This is a genomic window from Parasphingorhabdus cellanae, assembly GCF_017498565.1.
GTDB lineage: Bacteria > Pseudomonadota > Alphaproteobacteria > Sphingomonadales > Sphingomonadaceae > Parasphingorhabdus > Parasphingorhabdus cellanae.
The window spans coordinates 1,391,863-1,417,557 of sequence record NZ_CP071794.1 but is presented as its reverse complement, the minus strand read 5'-3'; the positions used below and the strand labels follow the sequence as shown (position 1 = coordinate 1,417,557).

22 protein-coding genes and 1 tRNA gene are annotated in these 25,695 nt (G+C 50.8%); 14 read left to right on the top strand and 9 right to left on the bottom strand.

All coding sequences use genetic code 11. From position 1 onward, the window contains the following. Positions 1–180: 180 nt before the first annotated feature. The 7 genes from J4G78_RS06960 to J4G78_RS06930 all read left to right on the top strand — a co-directional run bounded on the left by J4G78_RS06960 (position 181) and on the right by J4G78_RS06930 (position 11,893). Positions 181–1,512 carry a spinster family MFS transporter gene (locus tag J4G78_RS06960; protein WP_207989609.1) on the top strand — a complete coding sequence of 444 codons (1,332 nt, stop codon included), beginning with the start codon at positions 181–183 and terminating at the stop codon, positions 1,510–1,512. 332 nt (positions 1,513–1,844) lie between these two features. After that, positions 1,845–4,262 carry a TonB-dependent receptor gene (locus tag J4G78_RS06955; protein ID WP_207989607.1) on the top strand — a complete coding sequence of 806 codons (2,418 nt, stop codon included), beginning with the start codon at positions 1,845–1,847 and terminating at the stop codon, positions 4,260–4,262. Between the two features lie 143 nt (positions 4,263–4,405). After that, entirely contained in the window at positions 4,406–6,628 is a 2,223-nt protein-coding gene (locus J4G78_RS06950; protein ID WP_207989605.1) for a molybdopterin-containing oxidoreductase family protein, read from the top strand. Positions 6,629–7,079: 451 nt separating this feature from the next. Further along, positions 7,080–7,553, top strand: coding sequence for a hypothetical protein (locus J4G78_RS06945; RefSeq protein WP_207989603.1), 474 nt, complete (start codon positions 7,080–7,082; stop codon positions 7,551–7,553). Between the two features lie 136 nt (positions 7,554–7,689). After that, positions 7,690–8,085 carry a hypothetical protein gene (locus J4G78_RS06940; RefSeq protein ID WP_207989601.1) on the top strand — a complete coding sequence of 132 codons (396 nt, stop codon included), beginning with the start codon at positions 7,690–7,692 and terminating at the stop codon, positions 8,083–8,085. Between the two features lie 4 nt (positions 8,086–8,089). After that, a complete protein-coding gene (locus J4G78_RS06935) occupies positions 8,090–8,542 on the top strand; it encodes a hypothetical protein (protein ID WP_207989600.1) in 453 nt (150 codons plus the stop codon). 729 nt (positions 8,543–9,271) lie between these two features. Then, complete coding sequence (locus tag J4G78_RS06930; protein WP_207989598.1) at positions 9,272–11,893, top strand: AAA family ATPase; 2,622 nt, start codon at positions 9,272–9,274, stop codon at positions 11,891–11,893. 133 nt (positions 11,894–12,026) lie between these two features. Here J4G78_RS06930 and J4G78_RS06925 read toward each other — a convergent pair whose 3' ends face one another. Continuing rightward, positions 12,027–12,434 (bottom strand): hypothetical protein, encoded by a 408-nt coding sequence (locus J4G78_RS06925; RefSeq protein WP_207989596.1) that lies wholly within the window; start codon positions 12,432–12,434, stop codon positions 12,027–12,029. A 4-nt stretch (positions 12,435–12,438) separates the two neighbouring features. Then, positions 12,439–12,813 (bottom strand): helix-turn-helix transcriptional regulator, encoded by a 375-nt coding sequence (locus tag J4G78_RS06920; RefSeq protein WP_207989594.1) that lies wholly within the window; start codon positions 12,811–12,813, stop codon positions 12,439–12,441. A gap of 554 nt (positions 12,814–13,367) precedes the next feature. On the opposite strand from J4G78_RS06920, the gene J4G78_RS06915 reads away from it, so the two are divergent. Continuing rightward, positions 13,368–14,441, top strand: a complete 1,074-nt coding sequence (locus J4G78_RS06915; protein WP_207989592.1) for a site-specific integrase — start codon at positions 13,368–13,370, stop codon at positions 14,439–14,441. Positions 14,442–14,467: 26 nt separating this feature from the next. Here the strand turns inward: J4G78_RS06915 and J4G78_RS06910 are convergent. Next, positions 14,468–14,542, bottom strand: a tRNA-Glu gene (locus J4G78_RS06910). Positions 14,543–14,675: 133 nt separating this feature from the next. Then, positions 14,676–16,442, bottom strand: a complete 1,767-nt coding sequence (gene recJ / locus J4G78_RS06905) for a single-stranded-DNA-specific exonuclease RecJ (RefSeq protein WP_207989590.1) — start codon at positions 16,440–16,442, stop codon at positions 14,676–14,678. 65 nt (positions 16,443–16,507) lie between these two features. On the opposite strand from recJ, the gene J4G78_RS06900 reads away from it, so the two are divergent. Further along, positions 16,508–16,999, top strand: a complete 492-nt coding sequence (locus J4G78_RS06900) for a flavodoxin family protein (protein WP_207989589.1) — start codon at positions 16,508–16,510, stop codon at positions 16,997–16,999. Here the strand turns inward: J4G78_RS06900 and J4G78_RS06895 are convergent. From J4G78_RS06895 to glpX, 3 genes are read right to left on the bottom strand one after another with little or no spacing between them, the layout of a single operon-like run. Further along, positions 16,983–17,582, bottom strand: a complete 600-nt coding sequence (locus tag J4G78_RS06895) for a uracil-DNA glycosylase family protein (protein WP_207989587.1) — start codon at positions 17,580–17,582, stop codon at positions 16,983–16,985. The two genes, J4G78_RS06900 and J4G78_RS06895, sit on opposite strands and share 17 nt — an antisense overlap. Further along, the gene (locus tag J4G78_RS06890) at positions 17,583–18,830 is read right to left on the bottom strand and encodes an alpha/beta hydrolase (RefSeq protein WP_207989585.1); all 1,248 of its coding nucleotides are present in this window, start codon (positions 18,828–18,830) and stop codon (positions 17,583–17,585) included. A gap of 3 nt (positions 18,831–18,833) precedes the next feature. Then, complete coding sequence (glpX, locus tag J4G78_RS06885; protein WP_207989583.1) at positions 18,834–19,805, bottom strand: class II fructose-bisphosphatase; 972 nt, start codon at positions 19,803–19,805, stop codon at positions 18,834–18,836. A gap of 56 nt (positions 19,806–19,861) precedes the next feature. Between glpX and J4G78_RS06880 the strand changes: the two genes are divergently transcribed. Next, positions 19,862–20,350, top strand: a complete 489-nt coding sequence (locus tag J4G78_RS06880) for a hypothetical protein (protein WP_207989581.1) — start codon at positions 19,862–19,864, stop codon at positions 20,348–20,350. Positions 20,351–20,360: 10 nt separating this feature from the next. Here J4G78_RS06880 and J4G78_RS06875 read toward each other — a convergent pair whose 3' ends face one another. Next, entirely contained in the window at positions 20,361–21,659 is a 1,299-nt protein-coding gene (locus J4G78_RS06875; RefSeq protein ID WP_207989579.1) for a homoserine dehydrogenase, read from the bottom strand. Positions 21,660–21,800: 141 nt separating this feature from the next. Beyond that, positions 21,801–22,652: a hypothetical protein gene (locus J4G78_RS06870; RefSeq protein WP_243457261.1), complete on the bottom strand. Its 852-nt coding sequence runs from the start codon at positions 22,650–22,652 to the stop codon at positions 21,801–21,803. Between the two features lie 262 nt (positions 22,653–22,914). Between J4G78_RS06870 and J4G78_RS06865 the strand changes: the two genes are divergently transcribed. From J4G78_RS06865 to J4G78_RS06850, 4 genes are all read left to right on the top strand, one after another. After that, entirely contained in the window at positions 22,915–23,577 is a 663-nt protein-coding gene (locus J4G78_RS06865; RefSeq protein WP_207989577.1) for an energy transducer TonB, read from the top strand. 80 nt (positions 23,578–23,657) lie between these two features. Next, the gene (locus J4G78_RS06860; RefSeq protein ID WP_207989575.1) at positions 23,658–24,434 is read left to right on the top strand and encodes a MotA/TolQ/ExbB proton channel family protein; all 777 of its coding nucleotides are present in this window, start codon (positions 23,658–23,660) and stop codon (positions 24,432–24,434) included. Positions 24,435–24,560: 126 nt separating this feature from the next. Further along, positions 24,561–25,082, top strand: a complete 522-nt coding sequence (locus J4G78_RS06855) for an ExbD/TolR family protein (protein ID WP_207989573.1) — start codon at positions 24,561–24,563, stop codon at positions 25,080–25,082. Positions 25,083–25,125: 43 nt separating this feature from the next. Beyond that, the gene (locus tag J4G78_RS06850; protein WP_207989571.1) at positions 25,126–25,578 is read left to right on the top strand and encodes an ExbD/TolR family protein; all 453 of its coding nucleotides are present in this window, start codon (positions 25,126–25,128) and stop codon (positions 25,576–25,578) included. The last annotated feature ends 117 nt before the right edge of the window (positions 25,579–25,695 follow it).

The window sequence follows — 25,695 nt, the reverse complement described above, 5'->3', positions numbered from 1 at the left end:
GCCTGATGATAAAAAGCTATACACAACCATGCCATGCTGTATATCAACTTTATTACAGTGTTGTACAAATCCTATTTCACCGAGTTTACGAAGACTATAGGGCAATCCACTCTTTCTCAGTGAACATGTCGAACATTCCTTTTGATAGAGGATGCTTAATAACCTTGGGAGGGGCGAAGAATGGCAGATGCTACTGGCGATAAGGTTTCTGAAAAAGGCGTTCCTTGGCCATCGCGCAAGCTAGCTTGGACCGCCTTGGCGATTTTAGCGACTGCAAACATTCTGTCCTATCTAGACCGGATAATTATCAACCTTCTGGTTGAACCGATAAAATCGGATTTGGTGATTACTGACACCCAATTCAGTTTGCTACAAGGTGTGGCATTTGGTTTGTTCTACGCCACTTTAGCTCTGCCGATAGGGCGAATGGTTGATATGCGATCACGCAAGCCAATCATTATAATCGGTGTTCTGGTATTTAGTGTGAGTTCTTTGTTTTCCGGTCTTGCCAGAAGTTTTCAGCAAATGTTTTTATGCAGGGTCGGCGTTGGTGCAGGGGAGGCCAGCATCCTGCCAGCATCTTATTCCATGATTACCGACTATTTCGCGCCGCAATATCTTGGCCGGGCCATAAGTATTTTCACAATGACCTCTTTTGTCGGGATAGGGCTTGCTTATATTGCTGGCGGAGCAGCTATTGAGGCAATTGCTGCTTGGAACGCGCCATGGCCGCTAGCCCAACTGGAACCATGGCGCAGAGTTTTCATAGTGGTCTCACTGCCGGGAATCTTGATAGTTCCGCTGTTGCTATGCCTGCGCGAACCAGAACGGCGGGGGGTGGTTACGTCCAAGCCGATTTCCATTAAAAACGCATTTGGCCATGTAAAAACACAGGGCAAAGTTCTATACCCAATCTTTGCAGGGTTCAGCCTGATCACAATGGCGGGCTACGCCGCGACCGTTTGGACCCCAGCTGTTTTTATTCGCGTGTATGATTGGTCGGCAGGCGATGTTGGCTATTATTATGGCATAGTATTTCTCATTTTCGCACCTCTGGGTGCTTTGATTGGCGGGACGCTATCCGACCGGTTGACTGCAAAAGGATATAAAGACGCGCCGCTACGTGTTGCAGCTTTCGGATATATCGGGGCAGGGCTATTTGGTGGAATTGCGCCGCTGATGCCCAATGGAACAGCAGCTCTAGCATGCTTCGCGCCAGCCATCTTGCTCACCACGCTGCCCTATCCCCTTGCCGGGACTGCTATCCAGCTCATCACGCCAAACAACTTACGCGGTCAGGTGACGGCGCTTTATATGCTGGTGATAAATATGGTTGGTCTGGGGCTTGGGCCGCTAATCGTGGCGGTATTTAGTGATTTGGTTTTTGTGGAGGCTGACGGTATCCGTTATTCTCTGGCCATTGTAAGTGCGGCTTGCGCTCCGCTTGCTTTCTTCTGCTTATTGAAAGCTATGCCGCATTTTCGAAAGATCAGAGCGTCTGAAACTGCCTGACCTTTGACTTTTGATTATAATCGCCAATCCGCGGCATTTTTGGCTTCGATCTCTCGTAGGGTTCATGAGCTTCGACAGGGCCGAATCAGACTGCGCATTGGAAAATTCCAAATTTTAATCACTCTCGCCACGATCTTTGCACCTGAACGCGTGTGAAAATAGCGTCTCCATTACATATCGAAACCCAAAGCAATAAGAGCGTTTCACGGTGATTTGAACACTCCCCAAAATCAAATTAATACAACTCTGTCAAAACATATCTGTACAATACTGTAGTAATGTAGCATGGTAATGTCATTGCCTCGCCAGAAGGCATTGAATGGGAGAATGAAATGTCTGTTTGTAAAAAAAAACTACCATTGAAATCTGTTTTGTTGGCCTCTGCAGGTATTTTGCTTTCTCCAGCACAAGCGATCGCGCAAGACGGTCCAACGTCTGGTGATACTCAACAAGCAGATGAAGGTGGCTTTGGTGTAATCATTGTTACTGCCCAGCGGAGAGAACAGGAGATTCAAGATGTGCCAGTTGCGATTACTGCGCTGAACGAAGATGCGATTGAGAATTTGAACAGTCGAGACATTCGCGATCTGACGGGTTCAGTACCGAATGTTGTGATTTCGGAAATTGGCCTTGGTCCCGGACTGGCACAGATCGCGATCCGCGGCGTGAATACACAGGACCCGGAAAAAAGCTTTGACCCAGCGGTTGGTGTCTTCGTTGACAACATCTATCTCGGCTCAAGCGCATTTAACTTGCTTGATCCGTTTAGTCTTGAGCGGATCGAAGTACTTCGTGGGCCCCAAGGCACTCTTTTTGGCCGTAACACAACCGGTGGCGCAATCAACGCGCAGCGGCGTCGTCCAAAAGGCGAATTTGGCGCGCGTGGTCAGGTTATTGTCGGTAACTTTGGCCAGCGCGACTTCCAGGGCGAATTGAACCTGCCAGAGGTTGGCGGTATATTGTCCGGGTTGATCCGCGGTCAGCGCATCAAAGATGATGGCGTCTTTGAAAACTCAGCGGGCGGCGCCACAGGTGCGCGCGATAGCTGGTCCATCGGCGGTGCCCTTCGGTTTAATCAGCCTGGCGTTGCTGACATCACCATCACCTATGATCACGTCGAAGATAATAGTGAACTGCAGCCGTATTTTGCGTTCGGCTTGAGGGAAAGAACGCCAATCCCTATTCGGATCACACAGACCGATCTTCCAGTTCCAGCGACTATCACACCTGCACTTTCGCTTGACCCCTTATGCACGATATTAAATCGATGCTTTGACACCGAAAATCGCGTGTCGAGTGTGACAGCGCCTAACCGGATTAATGCAAAGCTGGATGCGATTTCGTTTAACGGCGATTTCCCGATTTCAGACAATCTGGACCTCACCACTGTTCTCGGGTGGCGGTCATCCACTGAGGAAGTTTTTATTGATTTCGACGGAACGGATGAGCCAGTCTTGAGCGTCGTTCGTGATCAGGATTACGAACAGTATAGCGCCGAAGTGCGACTGGCCTCTAATTTCGATGGGCCGATCAACTTTGTTGCAGGTGCATTCTATTTCAACAGTGAATATCGCTTGGATCAAGCCGTTAAGCTTGATCTTGGCATATTGGGCATCCCTGGTATTCCTCCCGGCGTGTTGTTTGCTAACGGCCCTGGAGACAATGATGACTTTACGTCTGAAACATTTGCGATTTTCTCGCAAGTTGACTGGGAATTCGCACAAGACTTGACGCTTACTCTGGGGGGGCGTGCTACATGGGACAAAAAAACCATTTTTACCCAGTTCCGCGATGCGAATATTGGGCTGACAGATCCATATGAAGTTGACGAAGGCGTTCCCGCCAATCGTCCACTGGATGCGGACAAACCGTTTGGTGCCGAAGGCGGAGCAGAGGAAAGCTGGTTTCAGTTCACTCCCAAGGTGATGCTTACCTATAAACCAAATGATGATGCCCTGCTTTATGCATCGTTCACGCGCGGATATAATGCAGGCGGTTTCAGTGCCCGTGCCGGTAATGTTCCGGATGCTACAAGAGCTTTCGATCCAGAATTCATCAACAGCTATGAAGTCGGCGGTAAGTTTGATTTGCTTGATCGGCGTCTCCGCGTGAACTTTGCGGCCTTCTGGAATGATTATTCTGATAAACAGGAAGAGACAACTCAGCCCACCAACGAGGCTCCATTTACTTCTTCCACCGTACAGAATGTGGCTTCTGCTCGCTTTCGCGGTTTTGAAATTGAAGTAAGCGCTCTTCCGGTTGATGATCTGCGGATTGATTTGTCTCTCGGCTATCTTGACGCGAAATACACTGACTTTACCGCGTTACTGTCTCCCGCTCGGTACATTTCTACGCCAGCGCAGCCAGCAGGCACATTGCTCGAAGCTGACTTTTCTGACTTGACGCCAAGAAGGGCGCCAGAGTTTACGGGCAGTCTTTCTCTGAACTATTCTGTTGATGTTGGCTTTGGCGAGCTTGTGCTGAACGGCCAGGGGCGCTATGTGTCAGAGCAACAAATGGATTTCTTCAACGACGAGCGCGGTTTGCTGCCGGAGAGCTTCTTGTTTGATGCCGCGGCTACGTTGCAGTTCGGTGGTCCTAATCAAGATAACTTTAGCGTTACTTTGTTTGGTAAGAACCTTACGAACAACGTAGATGTCAATTCCTTCACGCAGGCCGGGATACTTACTACCTTCGGAACAGAAACTCTCCCAAGAAGATATGGTATTGAATTAGGTTTTGATTTCTAATTCCATCGAGCTTCGGCTTACAATCAATCTCTCCTTGTGGCGGGCTTTGCGCCCGCCAATTTTTTCATACCTATTTTGCTAATTGAACTTTTTGACAGAGCTGTATAAAAATTATCACGATTTCAAATGGAGAAGCTGGACAAATGGAAACCGAACGTAAGCATGTGATTTGTCGGGCTTGTCATGCCCAATGTGGTCTTATCGTCGATTTTGAGGACGGTGTTCCGGTTGCAACACACGGTGACAAGGACAATCCTGCATCAGCTGGCTACTCTTGCATCAAGGGCCGTGAATTGATGAACTACCACAGTTTCCCAACTCGCTTGAAACACAGTTTGGAACGACAGCCTGATGGCTCGCACGCGCCTTGCTCATGGAATGATGCTGCTGCCAAAGTCAGTGACAAAATTCAGGCCATCATCGACGAACATGGCCCGGAATCAGTCGCGATCTATATAGGTACATTCGGCTTTAATACACTGACTGCTCAGGCGTTCGCTCTTGCCTTCATGGAAGCGATCAACTCGCCAATGATTTTCACATCTGTCACTATCGATCAGCCCGGCAAGGGGATAGCATGGTTTCAGCATGGCTTTTGGCAGGCAGGGGCCTATCGCCATGAGGAATGGGACGGGTTGATGCTCGTTGGGACAAATCCCGTGGTCTCCATGCAGGGTGGTCTAGGGATGAACCCAAACAAAAACCTGCATGCGGCCAAAAAGCGCGGCATGAAACTTATTGTCATTGATCCACGTGTATCGGATGTTGCCAAAAAAGCGGACATACATCTTCAATGCCGCCCCGGTGAAGACGCTGCTATCCTTGCTTGCATTGCACGCCAAATCATAGAAGAAGATCTACATGACAAAGCATTTGTCGAAGAGGAAACAGTCGGGTTTGAAGAGCTGAAATCGACACTGGCTCCGTTTACGCCTGAGGCTGTTTCGAAACGTTCGGGATTGAAACCCGAAGAACTCATTGCGGCTGCACGTATGTATGGTTCCTTCAAGAAAGCCGACATTGCATGCGGAACTGGCGCAAATATGTCTGGCTACGGAAATGCAGCTGAGTATCTAAACAAGGTGCTCATGTCACTTATGGGCCACTGGAAGCGCGAAGGCGACCTTCGCCGCAATCCGGGCGTCTTGATTGAAGGCTTCCCGCCGATCGCTGCTGGAACCGGTTCGGAACCGGCTTGGGGGTTCGGCAAGAAGCTTCGTGTACGCGATCTTGAAGAAAGCGCTTCAGGTCTGCCTACAGCTGCATTAGCAGATGAAATTCTTACCCCGGGCGAAGGACAGATCAAGGCTCTGATTGTTCTGGGCGGTAATCCCATGCTGGCTTGGCCCGACCAGATTAAAACTTTCGAGGCTATGAAGGCGCTTGATTTGTTGGTGTGCTTCGATCCCCGTATGTCGAAGACATGCGAGTTAGCAGACTATGTGATTGCGCCCAAAATTCACTATGAGACGATTGGAACTACCGCGCTCAACGAATTTTTGACCAGCTTCGGCGGTGGTTGGGGATATGAAGAGCCCTATGTTCAGATTTGTGATCCAATCCTTGATACGCCGCCCGGTTCAGACCTCTGCGAAGAACATGAATTCTTCCATGCAATGGCCGGCAGCATGGGTCTTGATCTCAATGTCAAGACGAAGGCGATCCTAGACCATGATCAGGCAGCAAACCATAAAACGCTGTTCCCTGCAGGCTCTCCCCTCCCTGATCCGGTCACGGTATGGGACGCGGTTCTAAAAGGCTCGCCCATGCCCTTCCGGGAAGTTTACAACGATCCGGAAGCTCGTAAAGGCAGGCTCATGGATTGCCCGGAAGAGCGAATTCAGGCCAAGCCAGCAGACTGGGCAGAGCGTCTTTGTATAGGCGCGCCAGCCATGCTTGAGGAGTTGGATGAAGTCGCCGCACGGTTGGATGTAAAACAAGATTTTGAAACGTACCCCTACCGGGTGATTTCGCGTCGTCTGAGCGATATTCATAATTCCAATTGGCACGAGGACCCACTGCAGCGCAAGCGGGTGCCTCACCATCCGGCATTTATAAACCCAAAGGATATGAATGACCTAGGTCTTGCGCCAGGCGATGTTGTAGAAATTGAGTCTGCCCGTGCAACAATCAAGTGCGTTACAATAGAGTCACCGGAAGTCCGCGCGGGATGCCTTTCTGTGCCACATGCATGGGGAGGCAATCCCGATGAGGACGACGACCCGCTTGGTGCAGGTGGCAATACAGGACGGCTATCGTTCAATGATCGAGACTTCGACCGAAGGACAGGCATTCCGCTTATGAGCGCAATTCCGGTCCGCTTGCGCCGCGCATCTAATCAACCAGTGGCCGAAGCCGCAGAATGAAAATTTGATCCTACGGGTTGTACTCTAGTGTCCACTTTCGGGATAAAGCAGAAACCATCGGAAGGTCCGAGATTGGGGCGCTTATCCGACGGACAACTTCTGCATCCCTAATGTCCGCTTTTGAGCCCATAGGAGACATTGGCGGGAGTAAAAAAGCCCTTCGAACCGTTGAATAGAATTCCCTCAATTTTTTAGCACCAGTTTACGGGGGTAGCTAACATGATTTCTCCATTGCTCCCGGACTCCATATTTGCCATTGTAGGTTTTGCAGTTCGGTCAATCCCGGCTGTGAGGCTTTGTAACCTCCAATGTTGTCGCCGGTCAGATATTCTGACCGGGTGGCCGTCACGTATGTCCAGGGTCCGCCTAAAGGTGGCGGCGCTCCGTGGCAACGTGGAGTTACAAACGCCCGGTTACGGGCCAGCCTCCAATTTATACCTTCGGAGGCTTTATGATCAAAACCCTTTACTTATTTCCTGCCCTAATACTTTCAATTGGTTGTGCACCATCCGCTCCGAGTAAGGTAGAGTATAAATCAGCGATCGAGGATTTCTGGCCAACCGCGCAGGCGAAGTGGGCTGAGAAAGCCGAGTTTTTCGATAGTCATGCAGAGAGCTTTCGTCGAGGCGCGGAATTGCGCCGCAGCGTTTCAGCCAGTCTTGGCAGACAAGACGATGGAGCATCTACCGACGAAACCGCTAACGAGTCTGCTGATGCGGCAAGATTTTCGCGCTGGTTGAGCACAGCAGCTGTTGAAGATGTTGAAAACATACGGTGCGTTCCTGCCGCCAACTTGCCTGGTCAAAATTGTGAGATGGAAGTATTAATTAAGGGGCTTGATGGCAAAGATGATAAAATTAGCGGTGCTTGGCGCTTTGATAAGCTGGACGGTAAGCTGGCGATTGTGGGATATGTGCAGAACTAGATGGCGTGTTTCGCCATCTGCCCCAGGTAACAGTCACCTTTGATAGATGAAGGTGACTGTTACCTGGGGCTAAGCTAGTTTCTGTTCACCCGTTTTTTGTTTAGGTTTATGGATTGAAAGAAAGAAGGGCCCCAACATGCTCTGCTGGATTGCAACATTATGCCGCAAGATCGTGGCACTGATTGATGTTTATGACGTGCAGATTGTGATAGCTGTTTTCAGCGTCCAGGCCATGTCGTTGGTTGCGATTGCTAGTTTTGATATTGGCCCACTTGGCCTTGTGGGAATGCTGTTTTCTCTGACCCTATTCGCAGTGCTGATCAGGCCAGATACAATAGCTTCACAGACCTTACTCCAAACCCAGCTCGACCTTATCGGTATTGAGCGCCAGCTGGCACTGAGAGAGCGATGGGCGCTTTATTCACGCGAGCGAACGGGCCGACTCATGTCCCGCAGAGAAAGCGTCGACTGTTTTCAGGCAGCCTCAATGACCGATTCTGGTCAGGATACGAGAGCTGGGCAGAGGTGGTGAAATCATGATAGGCAATTTATTTGCTGAGCCGGTTGATCCGGATATAATCCTCCAGGATACGGCCAGAGAGCATCAAGATCACGAGATACGCGCAATGGCGAGTCTCACACTCGGCATGGGCCTAGATGACGCTTATTTTGCCGTTCAAGAGCTAATCCAAGCTGCGCGGTTAATCATATTATGCCCGAATGAAGGGAAAACCGTTTTATCAAATATACTTTCCGACAACTGGTGCGACTATCAGCGGTGTATTTATTTTTGCGTTGCCGGTCGAGGGCAGGGTAAAATGATAAAAATGCTCGAGACGTTTGCGCATATATTGGAAGCCAGAGGACGCGCTGACAAATTTTTGCGAGAACAGGGCGTCAAAAGACGAAAGCTCAAGGACCCTTATCATCAGTTTCTATCTGCCAATCTCAATTGCAATATCAGCTTCTCAGCTGGATCCAAAATTTAAGCGGCCAGGTTGCGGCAAACGCACACCGTTTTAAAGTTAATTTAAGACGTCAAAATCAGGCAATTCAGAGACAGTAAGCAGGAATTATTAAAAGTGGCACACCCTACGGGCCCATAGTTGGGCAGGTTTTGTTTGTATTTCAGTAGTTTAGTCTGTCAGCATCGCTGGCAGATTTGTCAGCCCTGCTGACAACCACCCCTCTAGCCGCAGAATTCCTAGGCTGACAATGCTGACAACAAAATTTGCGTTCAAGGGGAGCGAAACCGATTTTCTAAGTGTTCGAAATGTTGGTTTTTTCTGAGATGAAATCACGACGCGAAGGCAATGAGGATAATTGCGAATTGAGGGGGTGCTATTATGCCTTATTCGGCGAGATTATTTATTCGGGTAAACGCGGATTGAGTCGATATGCTTGATGGTTTCGGTATGCGAAACAGGAACAAAAAATCCTCCGCCATGCTGATGATATCAGCAAAGTGTTTTGAGATGGCGGACACTAATTATGGTAGCTATATCTTCAAAACAAACTCCAAATTTGACTTTATTGGCTGGCCATAGGTGGAGGGTTATCGGGTAATCAAAAAATTGAAATTGACGAGCTAAATTTGGACCTTTAGCGGCTTATCTTCTTTCAACTTTGAACAAGTAGCAGCGTATGACTAAGGTTGCCTAGTTGTGGTGTAAATATTTTCGTTTTATTATTGGAAGTTATGCTAACTTGTCCAACATATGTCAGACAATATAACAATAAATACAGAATCAGACGCTTTTCAAGCGATACTGGATTGGTCGAAGGACAAAGCAAATTGGCAGCGCGATTGCTTGCGCCGCTTGATCGTCGATGGCGATTTGTCGAAAAGCGATCATGATGAGCTTCTTGCTCTTTGCAAGGATGAGACAAAGCCCTGCATTCCGCTTGATGATACACATATCGGTGGACACAGCGCCGGCGTGCCAACGGTTACTCTGAAATCGATTAAAGATGCGCAGAATATCAATGCTCTTGCCGAAGGCCAAACATTGCCATTTAACCCAAACGGGCTAAGCGTTGTTTATGGAAACAACGGTTCGGGCAAGTCTGGCTATGTGAGGATCTTGAAGCGTGCCTGTCGCGCACGGACGCCAAAGGGCAAAACCGAAGTCTTACTTCACAATATTTATAGTGATGGTTCAGGTAAGCAAACTGCCGAAATTGAATATGTCGCAGGCGGGCAGAATCAGAAAGTAAAATGGGAAGTGGGTGTAGCCGCTGACGCGCTGCTGTCGGAAGTTAGCGTTTTTGATACGAAAACCGCCAACGTGCATGTCGAGGAAACAAATAACTTGGCCTATACACCTCGACCAATGAAGGTGGTCGAGGAACTGGTTAGCGCCAGCAGAGAGTTGAAAGAAAGATTCGATGCCGAACATCAATCTCTTAAAGATCAAACCCCTCAAGCCATAAGCTCACCGACCTGCTCCGACGGTAGCCAAGTTGGAAAACTGCTCTCAAAACTATCCGGCGCTACCAACCCAGAAGAAGTCATTGCCTTGGCGAAGCTATCTGACGGCGAAGAGAAGCAGTTAAAGACGCTTGAAGGTGATTTTGCCCAAGGTGCTGACGTAATCGCAAAGCGACTTCGCTCATACAAAGCTGGGTTGGCAGAATTGCTCGTAAAGCTGAGGAACCTAAGCAATGCAGTATCAGACGAATCTGCAAGCGGTTTGGCTTCTCTTACAGCGAATGCGAAGGCAAAATCTGATGCTGCTAAATTGGCATCATCAGAATTGTTTGATGGAGAGCCGCTTAAAGGCGTTGGATCGGAATCTTGGAAGGCGCTTTGGGAGACGGCACGCGCCTTTTCTGAACTGGAGGCCTATCAAGCACGGCCATTTCCAGTCGTGGATGGTGACGCGCACTGCTTACTGTGTCAGCAGAAACTTCAAGGCGCTGCGCCCGAACGGCTAAAACGGTTTGAGGTGTTTGTGCAGGATCAGACACAGACGCAGGCACGTGACGCGAGTAACATGCGCGATACCACACTCAGCGAGCTTGCACGAACCGCGCCGACACAATCTCAATTGCTGAAGCGCATTCGCCAGATTTCAGATGAGATAGAGCTTGATGCACTCGCTGCCGTTGTCCGCACGTTCGTAGCCAAAGCAAAATGGCGTTTGCGCGATATGATGAGACTGAGAGGAGATAGTGGAATAGCCATTCCGCCGTTGCCCGAAGCCGAACTGACGAATGCGATTGAAGAACTTGAAAAACGAGCAGCGGCTATTCTGGCTGAAGAAGATAGCGAGGAAAGAAAAGCCCAACGGGCGCAATATTGCGAACTCAAAGATCGCAAGTGGTTGTCAACAATTCTTGACGATGTAATTGCAGAAATTGGGCGCAGAAAGGCCATCGCTGAATTGGAGGTGGCGGTAAAATCAACACGTCCGAATGCGATCACTGCGCTTAATACTCAGCTTTCCAAAGCCCTCATTACCGAACGATTGCGCGCTCGTTTTGCTCAGGAAATCGATGATTTCAAACTCGCAGGACTGGCAATAGAGCTGAAACAGGCGAAGTCGCAGCTTGGAGTTTCGCGGTTTCGTATCGGGTTAATGGAAGCCGGATCTCAGAACGCCGGTGAAATTCTCAGTGAAGGAGAATATCGGTGCGTGGCTTTGGCAGGATTCTTGGCTGAACTGGCAACTAGCGACAGTGACTCTGGGATCATCTTTGACGATCCGGTATCTTCGTTGGACCATTTGCACAGACAAGCAATCGCGGAACGGTTGGCGAAAGAAGGGAAAAAACGTCAAGTGATCGTGTTTACTCACGATATTGCATTTCTCTTTCTGCTCCGTCGAGCGTGTTTAAATGTGGATAATCCTGCCGAAAAATCCGAAATCGTTTTCAGGCATATCCAAAAACGCGGAAAAGAGCCGGGTCACTGCCGAAACGAAGCACCCGACAGTGCGAAGCCAACTGGCAAGCGCCTAAGCACAGTAAGGGCGCATCTTGCGAATACGAAAGTGAAATATGACCAGGATCCAGATGGCGATGATTGGCTAATGACCTCACGGGGATTGATTAACAGCGTTCGCCAGATATGGGAAAAAGCAATCGAAGATGCGATTTCTCCCGTGTTGAGAACATTTCAGTCGCAGGTGAACACTAAGGGATTCAAGAAATTATCTGCGATCGAGCTGGCAGATGCCATCACAATGAAGGAGTGTTACGGGCATTGCTCCGTTCTCCTGCATCAGGCTTCGGACGAACTTAATCCACAGGCTCCAACACCGCAGCAGATTGAGGACGAGATTAAGGCACTCGAAAATTGGATAGACGATCTCGAAACTAGGCAGAAGGCTATTTGAATCGCCCGCGATTGACGTCTTTATACTGAAGGAGGCCGCCTCTTAAGACCGGAATTTTAACATTTCGCTGTGAACTCACTAAGCGTCATTTCAGCAGTTCGTTATATTTTTGGGCGCCTAATTGAAGACCGCCTTAGTGTTTTTGTGATTTAGCTGGAAAAAAATGCAAAACGGAAATTCGCAAATGTGAGATTGATCCGCTCTCCCAGGGCAGTACTAATCTCCATTTACCAACTAGACCCTCAATCCGTTCGACCGCGATCATTGCCGCAATAGCCAAACTTTCTATCAACAATGCTAATATGATAGCGGTGGAACCCCAATCTGGTTGATATTCACTTACGAAAATAATCAGAGCCAAAGGGAGCGCGATTACGATAATGGCTAGGTATTTTAGGATCACAACTACATATGCATTCTCTGGCTTAAGTGTCTCAAAGAACGAATGCTGAGCTCGATCAGTGCTCTCGGCTTCGCGTTTTTCATTCTTAAATGCTTCGCGTAAAGCCTCGTTTTCTCTGGGCTCTCCATGTGATTTCATCGTTTTACTCCGCCACTAACTTCTTCAACAATGGATCAACCGAACTCTTGTCCAAACCTGATTCATCTTGAAGATTCAATATTACCGCCACCGCTTTGTTCGTATTTTTCGCATTCAACTCCAAGCCCTCTTCAGACAAAAAAGAAAACGCGCGTTCGATGCTGTCGGAAATTTTGTCGAGATCCTTGTTGCTCGGTTTGCTTTTGCCAAAAAGGATCCAGTTCGCATCTACCGCGTAGGTTTCGCAAATCTGCATGATCAGACTGAGAGGGGGATCGAAGGCTCCGCGCTCGTAATTTTTGTAGGAACTTTTGGGTACTGATAGCTGCTCGGCAAAGTCGATCTGATTGAGACCAGCGGCCGCGCGAACCTCGGCCATCCTTTTTCCTATTGACATCATGCCTTCTCGTATGGTTTCATAATTTAGTCCAAAGTATCATATTTTGTACCAATGATGTGATTCTTGGATAAATGTAGCAGCAGTTAGCATGGGAGCCAAGAATAAGACATGGAACAATTCGAGAGCCCAAGAGCATTAGCTCAACGTTGCGGGTGGCCTGAAAGGCGCATTCGGACATTAATTGCTCAAAAGAAACTAAGGCACCTCAGGATCGGAGCCAATCTTTACATTCCGTCAGGAGCACTGGAAGAGTTCGTTACAGCGAACATGGTGGATCCCATACCAGTCAAGAAATCAAGCTAGGCCATGCAAGATCTCCGCAAATTACCAACCTGGCCAGCGAGACTTAGTGAAGATAGCGCAGCCGCTTACATGAGCGTCAGCAAGTCTACTTTTCGCACGAGAGTTGCTGATCGTTTATATCCTCAGCCGATACAGGATGGCTCTCTCAAATTTTGGTCACGGATACAATTGGACAGGCATATCGCCGCTCAATTCGGCTACACAAATTTCCAGTCAAGTGAGGACAGCACGTGGGCAGATCTTCGCTAAAAAACATCTGTCAAAAGCAAGGCCGTATCTATTTTCGGCGAAAAGTAGCGGGTAGAGACACCTATATTCGATTGCCGGAACTGGATGACCCAGATTTTGCCGTTGAGTATCAAAGAGTATCTTCACCAGAAAACAAGAGGCGACGCGTCGCTGCGGATACAATGGCGGCGTTGGTCATCGATTATCGAAAGAGCTCCGAATACCAGCTCATTAAATCACCAAAAACAAAACGTAATAAAGCACGCTATTTGGCAATGATCGAGAGTGAGGACGGTCATCGAACCGTCAGTGGATGCAAGAATCCCCATGTGCGAAAAATGCGTGACCGCTATCTCGATAAGCCAGGAAAAGCGAATAACTGGCTGAGCACGTTTCGGTCATTGATGAAATATGCGGTTGAGAACTCTTGGCGTGATGACAATCCTGCGATTGGCATCAAACCTCTAGATACCGGTGAGCATGAGCCTTGGCCGACAGAAGTATTGCGGGCAGCTTTGGATGTCGCAAGCCCGATGATGCGTCTAGCGATCATCACCGGTTTTTGCAGCGGCGCAAGAGTAGGCGACGTCATCCGAATGCAGCATAGTTGGCATGATGGTCAAATGATGCAATTTGTGACAGCAAAAGTGGTGGGTAAAAAGGACAAAGGCGTCGGAGTTGCCGTTCCCATGCATCCTTTGTGGCTTGCGGAAATAGAGAAAGTTCCCAGACGATCTCTTACCGTGCTCTACGACAGAAGTGGATCCCCATTCAGTAGTCCGAAGGCGATTCAAGAAAGAATGCGTAGGCTCATGGCTGAAATCGGTTCACCAACATATTTGAGTAATGGTAAGCCGAAGCTATACAGTTTCCACGGCCTTCGCAAAAATGCGGCCTGCTATCTTGCCGAATTAGGGCTTAGCGATAATCAGATCGGCTCCATCTGTGGCATGACGCCGCCGACGGTGCGGCATTACACCAAACGGAAACGTATTCTCATGGTCGCAGAAGGTGTGGCGAGCAGAGTCACAAGGGGGGACGTCCTACCCTTAAAAGGGGGACGAAATGGCAAGTAAGGAGAAAAAATTATGACAAATCAAAATGGTGACCCCTACGGGAATCGAACCCGTGTTTCAGCCGTGAAAGGGCCGCGTCCTAACCGCTAGACGAAGGGGCCATACCGATGCTCAAAAGCATCTCTGGTCAGCAGAATTGGGCGATTAGGGGCATCGGGCGTTTTGGTCAACCCCTTTTTGGCGGTTTGCTGGCATATTGTCGGATATTTATTATACCATATTGAATGGGAGAGATTAATCGGCCCAGGCGGCGTCTTCCAGATGGATTTCGGCGGCGGGGCGGCTGCCCCAATCGTCGATCTTGGCGCGGCCGGCGATCCATAACTTCCGGTTCTTTGGAGCACTGAGCAGAGCTTGACCCAAATCGCTTTCGGCTGCTCTGAACGCGATAGTCTTGATGGAACCGCCATCATCGCCTGCGACAATCATCCGGACATGGTCCTTGCCGACAATGTCGCATTTGATGATCCGCACGGGCCCGGCGGCAATGCGCGGTGCCGGCCAGCCCATACCGTAGGGGCCCGCGCCGTCCATGGCTTCTACAAACAGCGGATTGACCCCTTTGGGGGAGAGAACAGCGTCAAGCAGCAAAGCCTTTCCGGCTTGCGCTGTGCCGACAGTGTCAGCCAGCCGGTCATTGAGAAATTCGCTAAATGCATCAACTTTGGTGGCGTCGATGGTAACGCCGGCCGCCATGGCGTGCCCCCCGCCAGCGATCAGCAAGCCCTGGTCTTTCGCTGCGATTATGGCTGCGCCGAGATCTACGCCAGAAATGGAGCGGCCCGACCCTTTTCCAATGCCGTCTTCGTCTTCGGCAATGATGATGGCTGGGCGGCCCAATTTTTCCTTGATGCGGCCGGCAACGATCCCGATCACGCCCGGATGCCAGCCTTTGGCTGACAGGACCACAACGGCCTGATTCTGTTGGGAGGAACACATGGCCTCGGCTTCTTCCAGTACATGCGCCTCAATCGCCCGGCGTTCCTCATTATAATGATTCAGTTCTGCGGATATTTTCTGTGCTTCTTCGGGGTTTTGGGTCGTCAGCAAGCGGACGCCAAGGTCGGATTTACCAACGCGGCCGCCAGCATTGATCCTTGGTCCCAAGGCAAAGCCGAGATCTGAGCATATCGGCGCGCGTTTCAAACGACTGGCGTCGATCAAGGCGGAGAGGCCGATGTTTTTGCGACCTGCAAGCACTTTCAGTCCTTGCGCGACAAAGGCGCGGTTGAGGCCGCGAAGTTGGGCGACATCGGCAACGGTTCCCAGCGCGACAATGTCGAGCAGTTCGAGTAATTTCGGTTCGGGCCGGTCTTTGAAAAAGCCCTTGCCACGCAAATTACGAACCAAGGCTGCCCCTAACAGAAAGGCGATCCCAACGGCGGCCAGATGCCCATGCTCGGCTCCGGCATCGCTCTCATCGAGGCGATTGGGATTGACCATGGCGCTGGCTTTGGGCAGCTCGGCGGCGCATTTATGGTGATCGACGACGATGACTTCGACGCCGGCTTTATGCGCCATATCAAGCGCTTCAAAGGCCATTGCACCGCAGTCCACTGTCACGACAAGATCAGAGCCTTGCTGACCGAGCTTGACCAGCGCTTCTCCGGACGGACCATAGCCTTCCATCAAGCGATCGGGAATATAATAGCCCGCCTCCAGTCCGAGGTCGCGGAGCAATCGGATAAGGAGCGCGGCACTGGTCGCACCATCAACATCATAGTCACCAAAAACCGTTATTTTGTCACTATTCAGGACGGCTTTTGACAGTCGCTCGGCGGCCACGTCCATGTCCTGAAAAACTGACGGATCCGGCATAAACCCTCTGATCGTCGGATCCTTGTTTATATCCAGTGTTTCACGGGTCGCGCCGCGGGCCAGCAATAATTGCGTGACCAGATCATCGGGCTGAAAACCGGGGTCGCGTGCGTCGGCGCTGGTGCTGCGCCATTGCCAACTTTGACCCGATAGCGATTGCGTGACATTGAGAACTGCATTCATGGCAATAGCTATGCGCGAACCATGGTCCGCTGACAATTGCTTTGATCGCTGTTAGGGCAGGGCTCATGAAAAATCTGCTGATCATCTATCACAGCTACACTGGTGGAACCGAGCAAATGGCCGAAGCCGCCGCAGCGGCTGCGCGCGAAGAAAAGGATACCAAAACCCGATTGCTTCGCGCCGAAGATTGCAAACCTGCCGATATGCTGGCTGCTGATGGTTATATTTTTGCCACGCCTGAAAATCTGGCGGCGATTGCGGGCGTGATGAAGGCGTTTTTTGATCGCTGCTATTATCCATTACTTGGGCAAATGAAAGGTCGCCCCTATGCGGCGATGATTTGTGCGGGTTCGGATGGTGAAAATGCGCAGAAACAGCTGGAGCGAATTGCGACTGGGTGGCGGCTTAAAAAGGTTGTTGATACGCCAATTATTTGCACCCATGCGCAGACTGAACAAGCGATAATGGCACCCAAGACGATTAGCGAAATGGATAAAGCGCAATGCGCTGAAATAGGGGCCACGCTTGCCGCTGGTCTGGCTATGGGTGTTTTTTGATCAATCGCGCGACGCGCTCGTGAAGTACCGGGACAAGTTCGGCCTCAAACCAGGGATTGGCATTAAACCAACGAATATTGCGTGGGCTGGGATGCGGTAGGGGCAGCGCGCAAGGCCAGAATTCTTCCCACCGTTTGACGGTTTCTGTCAGCGTTTTCGATTTGGCGTCGCCGAGATGCCAGTGCAGCGCATATTGGCCGAGGATCAGGGTCAGCTCAATCGCGGGCAGACTATCAAGTAAAGGCTTGCGCCACAGCGGTGCGCATTCTGGGCGCGGAGGCAGATCGCCGCCCTTACCTGTTCCCGGGAAACAAAAACCCATTGGAATGATCGCAAACAGGCCTGGATCATAAAATTGATCTTCGGTCACGCCAAGCCATGTGCGCAGGCGCTTGCCGCTCTGATCATCAAAAGGTCGGCCTTTCTCGTGGGTCTTGCTGCCCGGTGCCTGTCCTGCGATCAGGATTTTGGCGGTCGACCCGGCTTGCAGCAACGGGTCGGGGCCAAACGGCAGCCCGCTACAAACCGTGCATGCGCGGACATCTTTCAAAAGTTCGTCGAGATTGCCCGGATTAACAGCCATTCAATCGGAGTCGCGGCGGCAGATTGCCAGATCGTCTAGCTCCTCGTCTTCCAAAGGCGGCGCTAGCGCAAATACATAGGATAAATGGGTTGGATCACGGCCTTTTATTGCTCCCCTCTCTCCATTCACGACGGCAGCAAAATCCCGGCAAGCAATGGCACTGCGCAGATAGTCGCCATGCCCCACCCGGCCCTGACTGACAGCGGTAGTATCTACAATGGTGAGGCCGCTTTTTTCTGGCGGATCGTCATATTGCGATTTTGCCGCATAGCAGCGTTCGGGCAAGCCTTTGTCTTTGAGTTCTGCGGCCTTGAACGGATCAAAACATCGCGGATTACCTAGTCGTGGATAGCCGTGAACGTCATCCGATAACGACAAGGCGCTATCTTTGGCTGAGGCATAAACGGTTATTCTCCGGTCATTATTGACCCGGCGTGCGGACAAAATTTCCTCTGCGATATCCCGTTCAAAATCCTGACGATCAACATCGGGTGATACGAGAATGATATTCGAGATATTGCTGGAGTCAGCGTCGGAACTGTTGCGATCGACAAATTCCACTGCTGGCAGTATGAGCCGTGCGCCCAGTGAATGAGAGACCAGCACAATTTCTTTGGTCCATGGTTGCTGGGCCAATTTTGTCAGAAATTTGCGGAAATTCCGTTCGTCCCAGTACATATTGGTTTCATCGACCGTGTATTTGAGAAACTGCCCTTGCGACGGCCATGAATATTGGATGACGGGACCGGTAAAATTTGTCAGCCGTGCAATTTGGGCGGTATCGCGGGAGCTTGTGAAAAATGTCTCGCGATAGCCGTGCACATAGAGCAGGACCCGGCCTTCACGGTTGCCCATAGTTTTGGATAAGCTTGCCCACCATTGTGTTTCGTTGGATATGGAAAACGGGATGCGCCGTCCGTCTACCTTGCCTTTCTCGTCCAGCATATCCTGCGGGGCCCCAAAGCGGCCAAAGCGAACTTTATCTCCGCGATGATTGAGCAGTTTGATATCATCGGCTCGGCAATCTGGTAAACGACTAGTGACAACGAAAAACGGTTTTTCCGCGGTATCCGGGTCATTTGTCGCCGCGCTATTTTCTACCGGATCACAGCGCCCATTGGCAACGTAGTCCGCATGCCGGATCGGACCATAGTCAACCGGTGAAATACAGGCCGCCGCCATCAGCGGCAGCGCAAATATCACAGGTCTGAAGCGGCCTACCAATGCTCGAATTGCGCCTTCCGTCATGGATCAGGCGCGGTGCTCGCTCTTGACCCAGCGCACTGTGCCGGACGAAGCACGCATCACCACGCTTTCGGTCGTCATGACACCGCTGCGCAGTTTCTTGACGCCTTCCAAAAGGGAGCCGTCAGTAACACCCGTCGCTGCAAAAATGACATCGCCTTTTGCCAGTTCTTTGAGGTCATAGATTTTGTCGAGATCTTCGATGCCCCATTTATGGGCGCGTTTGCGTTCATCGTCATTGCGGAAGGTCAAGCGGCCCTTAAACTGTCCACCGACACAGCGCAGTGCCGCTGCGGCCAAGACACCTTCAGGAGCGCCGCCGCTGCCCATATACATGTCGACAGTCGTTTCTTCATCGGTGGTCGCAATAACACCGGCCACATCACCGTCGGGGATCAACATGATACCGCAACCGATTTCACGCAGTTCGGCAATGATTTTCTCATGGCGTGGCCGGTCAAGCACGCAGACGATAATATCCGCTGGCTCAACACCTTTTTCCTTCGCAACCGCTGAGACATTCTCTCGTACAGATTTGTCGAGATCTATAATATTGTCGGAATAGCCCGGGCCGACGGCGAGCTTGTCCATGTAGACATCTGGCGCATTGAGAAGATTGCCTTTCTCCGCGATGGCGAGAACCGCAAGGGCATTGGGGCCGGCTTTTGCCGTAATCGTGGTCCCTTCCAACGGGTCCAGGGCGATATCGATTTCTGGTGATTCGCCCTCGCAGCCATGGCCGACTTTCTCACCGATAAACAGCATCGGTGCTTCGTCTCTTTCGCCCTCGCCGATGACAACGGTGCCGCAGATATTGAGCCCGTTCAGTGCTGCGCGCATAGCCTCGACCGCCGCGGCATCAGCCGCTTTTTCGTCGCCCCGACCAATGAGCTTGGCAGCAGAAACTGCGGCTGCCTCGGTCACACGTACCATTTCCAGTACCAATACGCGTTCGAGAATATCACTTGATTTAGGCATTTGAATGTCTAGTCCTTCTATAGGGGCCAATTTTGAACTCTCGATAGGGGAGCGATATGACATTGTCGAGAAGCCTTGTAATCTTGTCCTTAATCCTGACATTCGGCACGGTTTTCGAGACGGCTTATGCCCAAATAGAGACAGTTAGCCGCACCGATCAGTTGATCGACAATGCCCACCAATTGGTCGCCGTTGATGCTGATGGCTGTCTGAAAAATTCTGATCCGGACGAAATTGTGGTTTGCGCAGCATTTGATGCCAATCGCAAATATCGGCTGCCCTTTCCGGAACTGCTGGAACGTGGTCAGAGGATTAGGGAGCCAATTCCCACCGGAAATGCGGAATATGTGAATACTGGCCGCTGTTATGTCGATGCCAGTGAACGCAAATGTTTCAAAGGGCTGCCGATCATGACTATATCGTTTGGCGGGCCCGGTGGCGGTGTTGACGGTCCGGCTGGAAAGCTGTGGCGCGTGATAAAGCCGACTGTTCCGGATGAAGATTATGTCAAACAAGTCCAGATCAGAGCGAATGAGCCGGAATGAGCTGTGATTTTTAGTCTTCGTCACTCAATAGGTGCATAACCACTGGAGCGCCTTGCAGGCTGCTGGAATCCGATAGTTTTTCAAGGCTCTGAATAACATCCCGTTCCAGGCTTTGATGGGTTACCATCGAAATAAGCACAGAACCCTCGTTGGTTTTCTCGGTCTGGATCAGGCTTTCGATCGACACTTCCGCATCCCGCATCGCTGCTGTGATTTCCGCCAACACGCCCGGTTTGTCAGCAACGATGAAACGGATGTAACTTTTCCCGGTACGATTACCGCTTTCCGCCCGCTCGCTAGCCGCCATTTTACTAGCTGGCATCGCAAAAACGGTGCCGCTATCGCCGCGCGCAATATCGATCAAGTCGGCGACTATGGCAGACGCAGTAGGGCCATCACCGGCACCAGCGCCCTGAAACATCAGCCGTCCGGAAAAATTGCCCTCGGCGACGACAGCGTTAGTCGATCCATCGATATGAGCGAGGGGATGACTTTCAGGGACCAGATAAGGATTAACACGTTGGAATAGCTTTCCATCGTCTATCCGTGCCATGCCAAGCAGGCGGATGCGATAGCCAAGCGCCTTTGCCTGCCCAATATCTGCTGCCACAATATCGCGAATGCCAGCAATTTCTACGCCATCAAAATCAACCGCCTTGCCAAAAGACAGCGCCGCCAAAATCGCCAGTTTATGGGCGGCATCAACTCCATCAATATCAAAACTGGGATCAGCCTCGGCATATCCCAGATCCTGTGCATCTTTTAATACCGCATCAAAATCGCTGCCGTGCTTTTCCATCGTGGTGAGGATATAATTACAAGTGCCGTTCAGGATGCCATAGACCCGCTCGATACGGTTGGCCGAGGCGCCTTCGCGCAAGCCCTTTATGACCGGGATACCTCCAGCGACAGCGGCTTCATATTTCAAAGCCAGATTCTGTTTTTCTGCAAGGCTGGCCAATTCCATACCATGGTGGGCGATCATGGCTTTATTCGCGGTCACAAATGATTTGCCGCTTTTCAGGCTGTTGCGGGCCAGATCGAGAGCCGGACCATCAGAACCGCCGATCATTTCAACCACGCAATCAACGCCCGGATCAGCGGCGAAATCGTTCATATCGTCGGCCCATTTATACGGGCTAAGATCCATTCCGCGGTCACGGGCCCGGTCGCGTGCCGAGATGGCGCTAATCTCTATAGGGCGTCCAGCGCGCTGCGCTATCATCGCACCATTTTCATTGATCAAGCGGATGACGCCGGAACCGACAGTGCCAAGACCAGCCAAAGCGATGCGGAGAGGTGTAGTCATAGTGATGGAAACCTTGAGTTCGGGCTGATAGATTAGCGGTGTATATTGGGCATTGAAATATTGAGCCCGTTTAATAGCGCCGCGGCCCTATAATGCCAGCCTGTCTTTCACGTTACTGGCATAAATTTGTGATCCAGCGTGTCAGCTAGGGCGATATTCAGCCGGGCGCGTACGCGGGCAATTCCCCAGATCTTGTATGACCAGATCATAGTCTCGGCGGGCTTGATTGGCATTGGCAGCCGAATCACCTGCCAAGGATTCCTCTGGTAGTGATCTTGGTAAAAAGCAGGCGAGCCGATACCATAACAGGCTGTTTCGGACCGGCGCAGTTGCTGCTTCATCAACTATCTCGCTCAAAGACACGGCCCAGACTTTTTGCTGGCCCTCTCGGCTCAATATCGTGATGGAAACTGGGTTTCCGGTAACGGTTTCCAAGAAAATTTGCGTTTCGCCTTCGCCGATAATTGTACCGGGAACGTGAAAAGCGCTACCTACTCCCGTGATTGATGGCGCAGCGTTGCGAGCGACGATTTCCCGAACAAGTGATCGCACGCGCTGATCTCTCTCGGGCGTCCAGTCAATCTGTGCATCCGGCGCGGCGAGCTGAATATCACCGCTGGAGCCGCTGAGATTACGGGCGAAAATGATAAACTGTTTCTTCTTGATCTTGGGCGCTCGTCCGCGTTCGTTCAACGGTAGATCAATGATATAGCGAATCGTTTCCGGTATTCCGCCCTGACCCCGAATCAGCGCGTTGGTTGTCGCCACAATATAATATCTTTCCGTTCCCGCCGGTGCGTTAGTGACCCTTTTTGGGTCAACTTTAATGGCTTCTTTAATCGTAACATGCGCAATCAAAGGCGCATTAACACTAAGGTCAGCAACATCCGCATATTGTAATGGATCAGCATTCGCATCCGACTGCGAAAAAGCAGGGAAACAGGCTGTTAGCGCTATTAGCAAGCCAATGAATTTATAGGGTATGGTGTGCATGAATATCCTGTAATTTTCCGCTTTTAATGGACTATTCTCTAAGCAACATCTTGTGTTTTTGACAGCTTAATCAACCCTGAACTAACAAAGCGATTGCCTGACCCCAACTACCGCGTTAAAACATTTTTAAGGCGGCTTTCATCGCAACGAAAGGCTGTCGTGGGGAATCTAGGGATGGTGCGGGTTACACGCCGGCAGTTCTTGATAAGAATCTTTTGCGAGGTTTTGATTCCCGAGGGAAGAAAAGGAGTTATGTTTCTGAATGGCTTATGCTGACCAACAACAGATGAGTTCGAGCAAGCTGGTATCTATTGCCCTTGTCGTCATCATACACGCGCTGTTTGGATATGCTTTGGTCACCGGACTGGCTTATAGTGCAGTCAAGAAAGTGGCGTCAGAGCTTGATATGATCGATATCCAAGAAGAAGAACCCCCGGAAGAGATTGAGGAACCACCTCCACCGCCACCGGATCAGCCGATTGAACCACCACCCGTGGTGACACCACCGCCGATCGTGACGCCGCCACCGATTGCGCGGCCTCAGCCACAGCAGGTGAGAACACCGCCACCGGCCCCAGCGCCAGTTGCACCGGCCCCACCGCCAGCTCCACCGCCACCGCCACCGCCGCAACGGGCTAATCCCGAACCGCGCGGTAATCCAGGCAACTGGGCGAACGCGAACGACTATCCGTCTCGTGCGCTGCGTGAAGAGCGTGAGGGTACGACAAGCTTTAGCGTGGTTGTAAATGCCAAAGGTAGAGTGGACAGTTGTCAGATTACTGGTTCTAGCGGCCATAGTGATTTGGATGCGGCAACTTGCAAGAATATCCAGCGACGGGCGCGTTTTCGTCCCGCTCTGGATAGTGCAGGCAATCCCACCAGTGCTTCATGGTCCAGTAGGGTTCGTTGGCAGATACCAAAATAAGTAACACCGCAGTGGATCGGTTTGAACACCGCTCCGCTGCAAAATTTGAAAATCTAATCCATCCTTGAGGGGAATATATAATGTTTATTGAAATTTTAGCTGCAGCCGGAACGGCCGCACCGAAGAATCAGTTTGGCTTTTGGGAAGCGATGCAACAGGGCGGTATTATCGCCTGGTTCACGCTCGGCGTTTTGGCCATCATGTCTGTGTCCTCATTCTACATCCTGTTCTCGAAACTTTTTGAGCAAAACAAAGTGATGAAACAGGGTGAAGCGGCCCGGGCTTCTTTCTGGAAAGCCAATAGCTTGAAAGAAGGCGCTGCAAAGCTCGACAAGAATAGTGCTTACCGCCAGATTGTTGATGACGGCATCAAGGCCGAAGAAGATCACGCACGTTTGACCGACCCTGTGGAAGCCCATGATTGGCTGCACGGTTCGCTGAACCGCTCGCAAGGTCTGATCAACTCCAAGCTGGCAACTGGCCTTCCTTGGCTCGCAACTGTGGGCGCGACATCGCCATTTATCGGTCTGTTCGGTACGGTTATCGGTATTTACCGCGCACTGATTAAAATTGGTATTGCTGGTCAGGCATCAATCGATGCCGTTGCTGGTCCGGTTGGTGAAGCTTTGATCATGACCGCACTGGGTCTTGGCGTGGCTGTTCCTGCCGTTCTTGCTTATAACTGGCTGCAGGGCCGCAACAAGCGCATCGCCGAAGATATCAGCGATTTCTCCAATGATGTTCTGGGTTATATTTCGTCAGACGGCGCTGTGAAGCCAACCACGACTAAAGGCGGCATCCAGACGAAGCCTGCAACAGCAGCAGCTCCGGCGGCTAAGCCAGCTGTAAAGAAGTAAAGCGCTAGCCAAAGCCGTTTGCAGGGTCTCGACCTTTTGCAAACGGCTTGGGCCGCTCTTGATTTTCGAATGTGCAGGTTCATCCTGCTATTTCGGTAAAGTATAATTATAAGAGGATAGAATCTTATGGCGATGAATGTTGGGGACGGCGGTGGAGCGGAAACTCCTCTATCGGACATTAACACGACCCCGCTAGTGGACGTCATGCTGGTTTTGCTGATCATTTTCTTGATCGCTGTTCCGGTCGTGATTCAAACTGTGGAGCTGGAACTGCCGGTTCTACCGTTTGAAGTGACGACAACCAAACCGGAAAATGTTCTGCTCGCTGTTACGACAACAGACTCGGCTGGTCGGGATCCTGGTGATCCGGAATTTTCTGGCGCTAATCCAGGCGGCAATTGCCGGATTTACTGGAACACGACTCCGATCGATTCCAATGAATTGGTGCAACGAGCTGTGACCCAGTTGGAAAACCAGATCGAAGCTTTTGGCGGCGTAGAGAATATGACAGCGGATGATATGCCGGAAGTTCATATTCGCGGAGATATTAACACGCCATATCGGTGCATTGGTGGCGCAATTTTCGCCATGCAGCGGGCGGGTTTTGCCAAAGTTGGCTTCTTGTCGACACCGGTTGCAATCGAATAGCCTGAGATGGCATGAAGTTTAGAGTATTTAAGGAGACGCACTAATGGCTATGAGCGGCGGCAAAGATGATGGCACGCCGATGATGGAAATGAACACGACGCCGTTGATCGACGTCCTGCTCGTTCTCCTCATCATGTTCATCATTACAATCCCGGTCCAGACCCATGCGGTTAAACTGGATCTACCTGTCGATGATCCCAATGCACCACCGCCACCGGACATTGATCCGGTGAAAAATCGGTTGGGCATTACCCCGACCAACCAGATCTTATGGAATGACCAACCGGCTTCCTTGCAGCAGATTAAACAATATCTCGCGCAGACCAAATCAATGGTTCCAGAGCCTGAGCTCCAGTTCCAGCCTGACCCGGTCAGTGCTTATCTGACAGTCGATCGCGTTCTCGCGGAGATTAAGGATAGCGGCGTAAGCAAGTTTGGTTTTGTCGGTAACGAACAATATAGCAGCTTTGGTAAAGCGTCACGTTTGCCAAACTAGAAGCAGCTAACAATAATATAGAGGGCGGTGGAGCGATCCATCGCCCTTTTTTTGTCCGTTTTGGCAACGATGTCGCTTTGTTGTTTACCTGCACTTCACACTGCGGACGGTTATCAA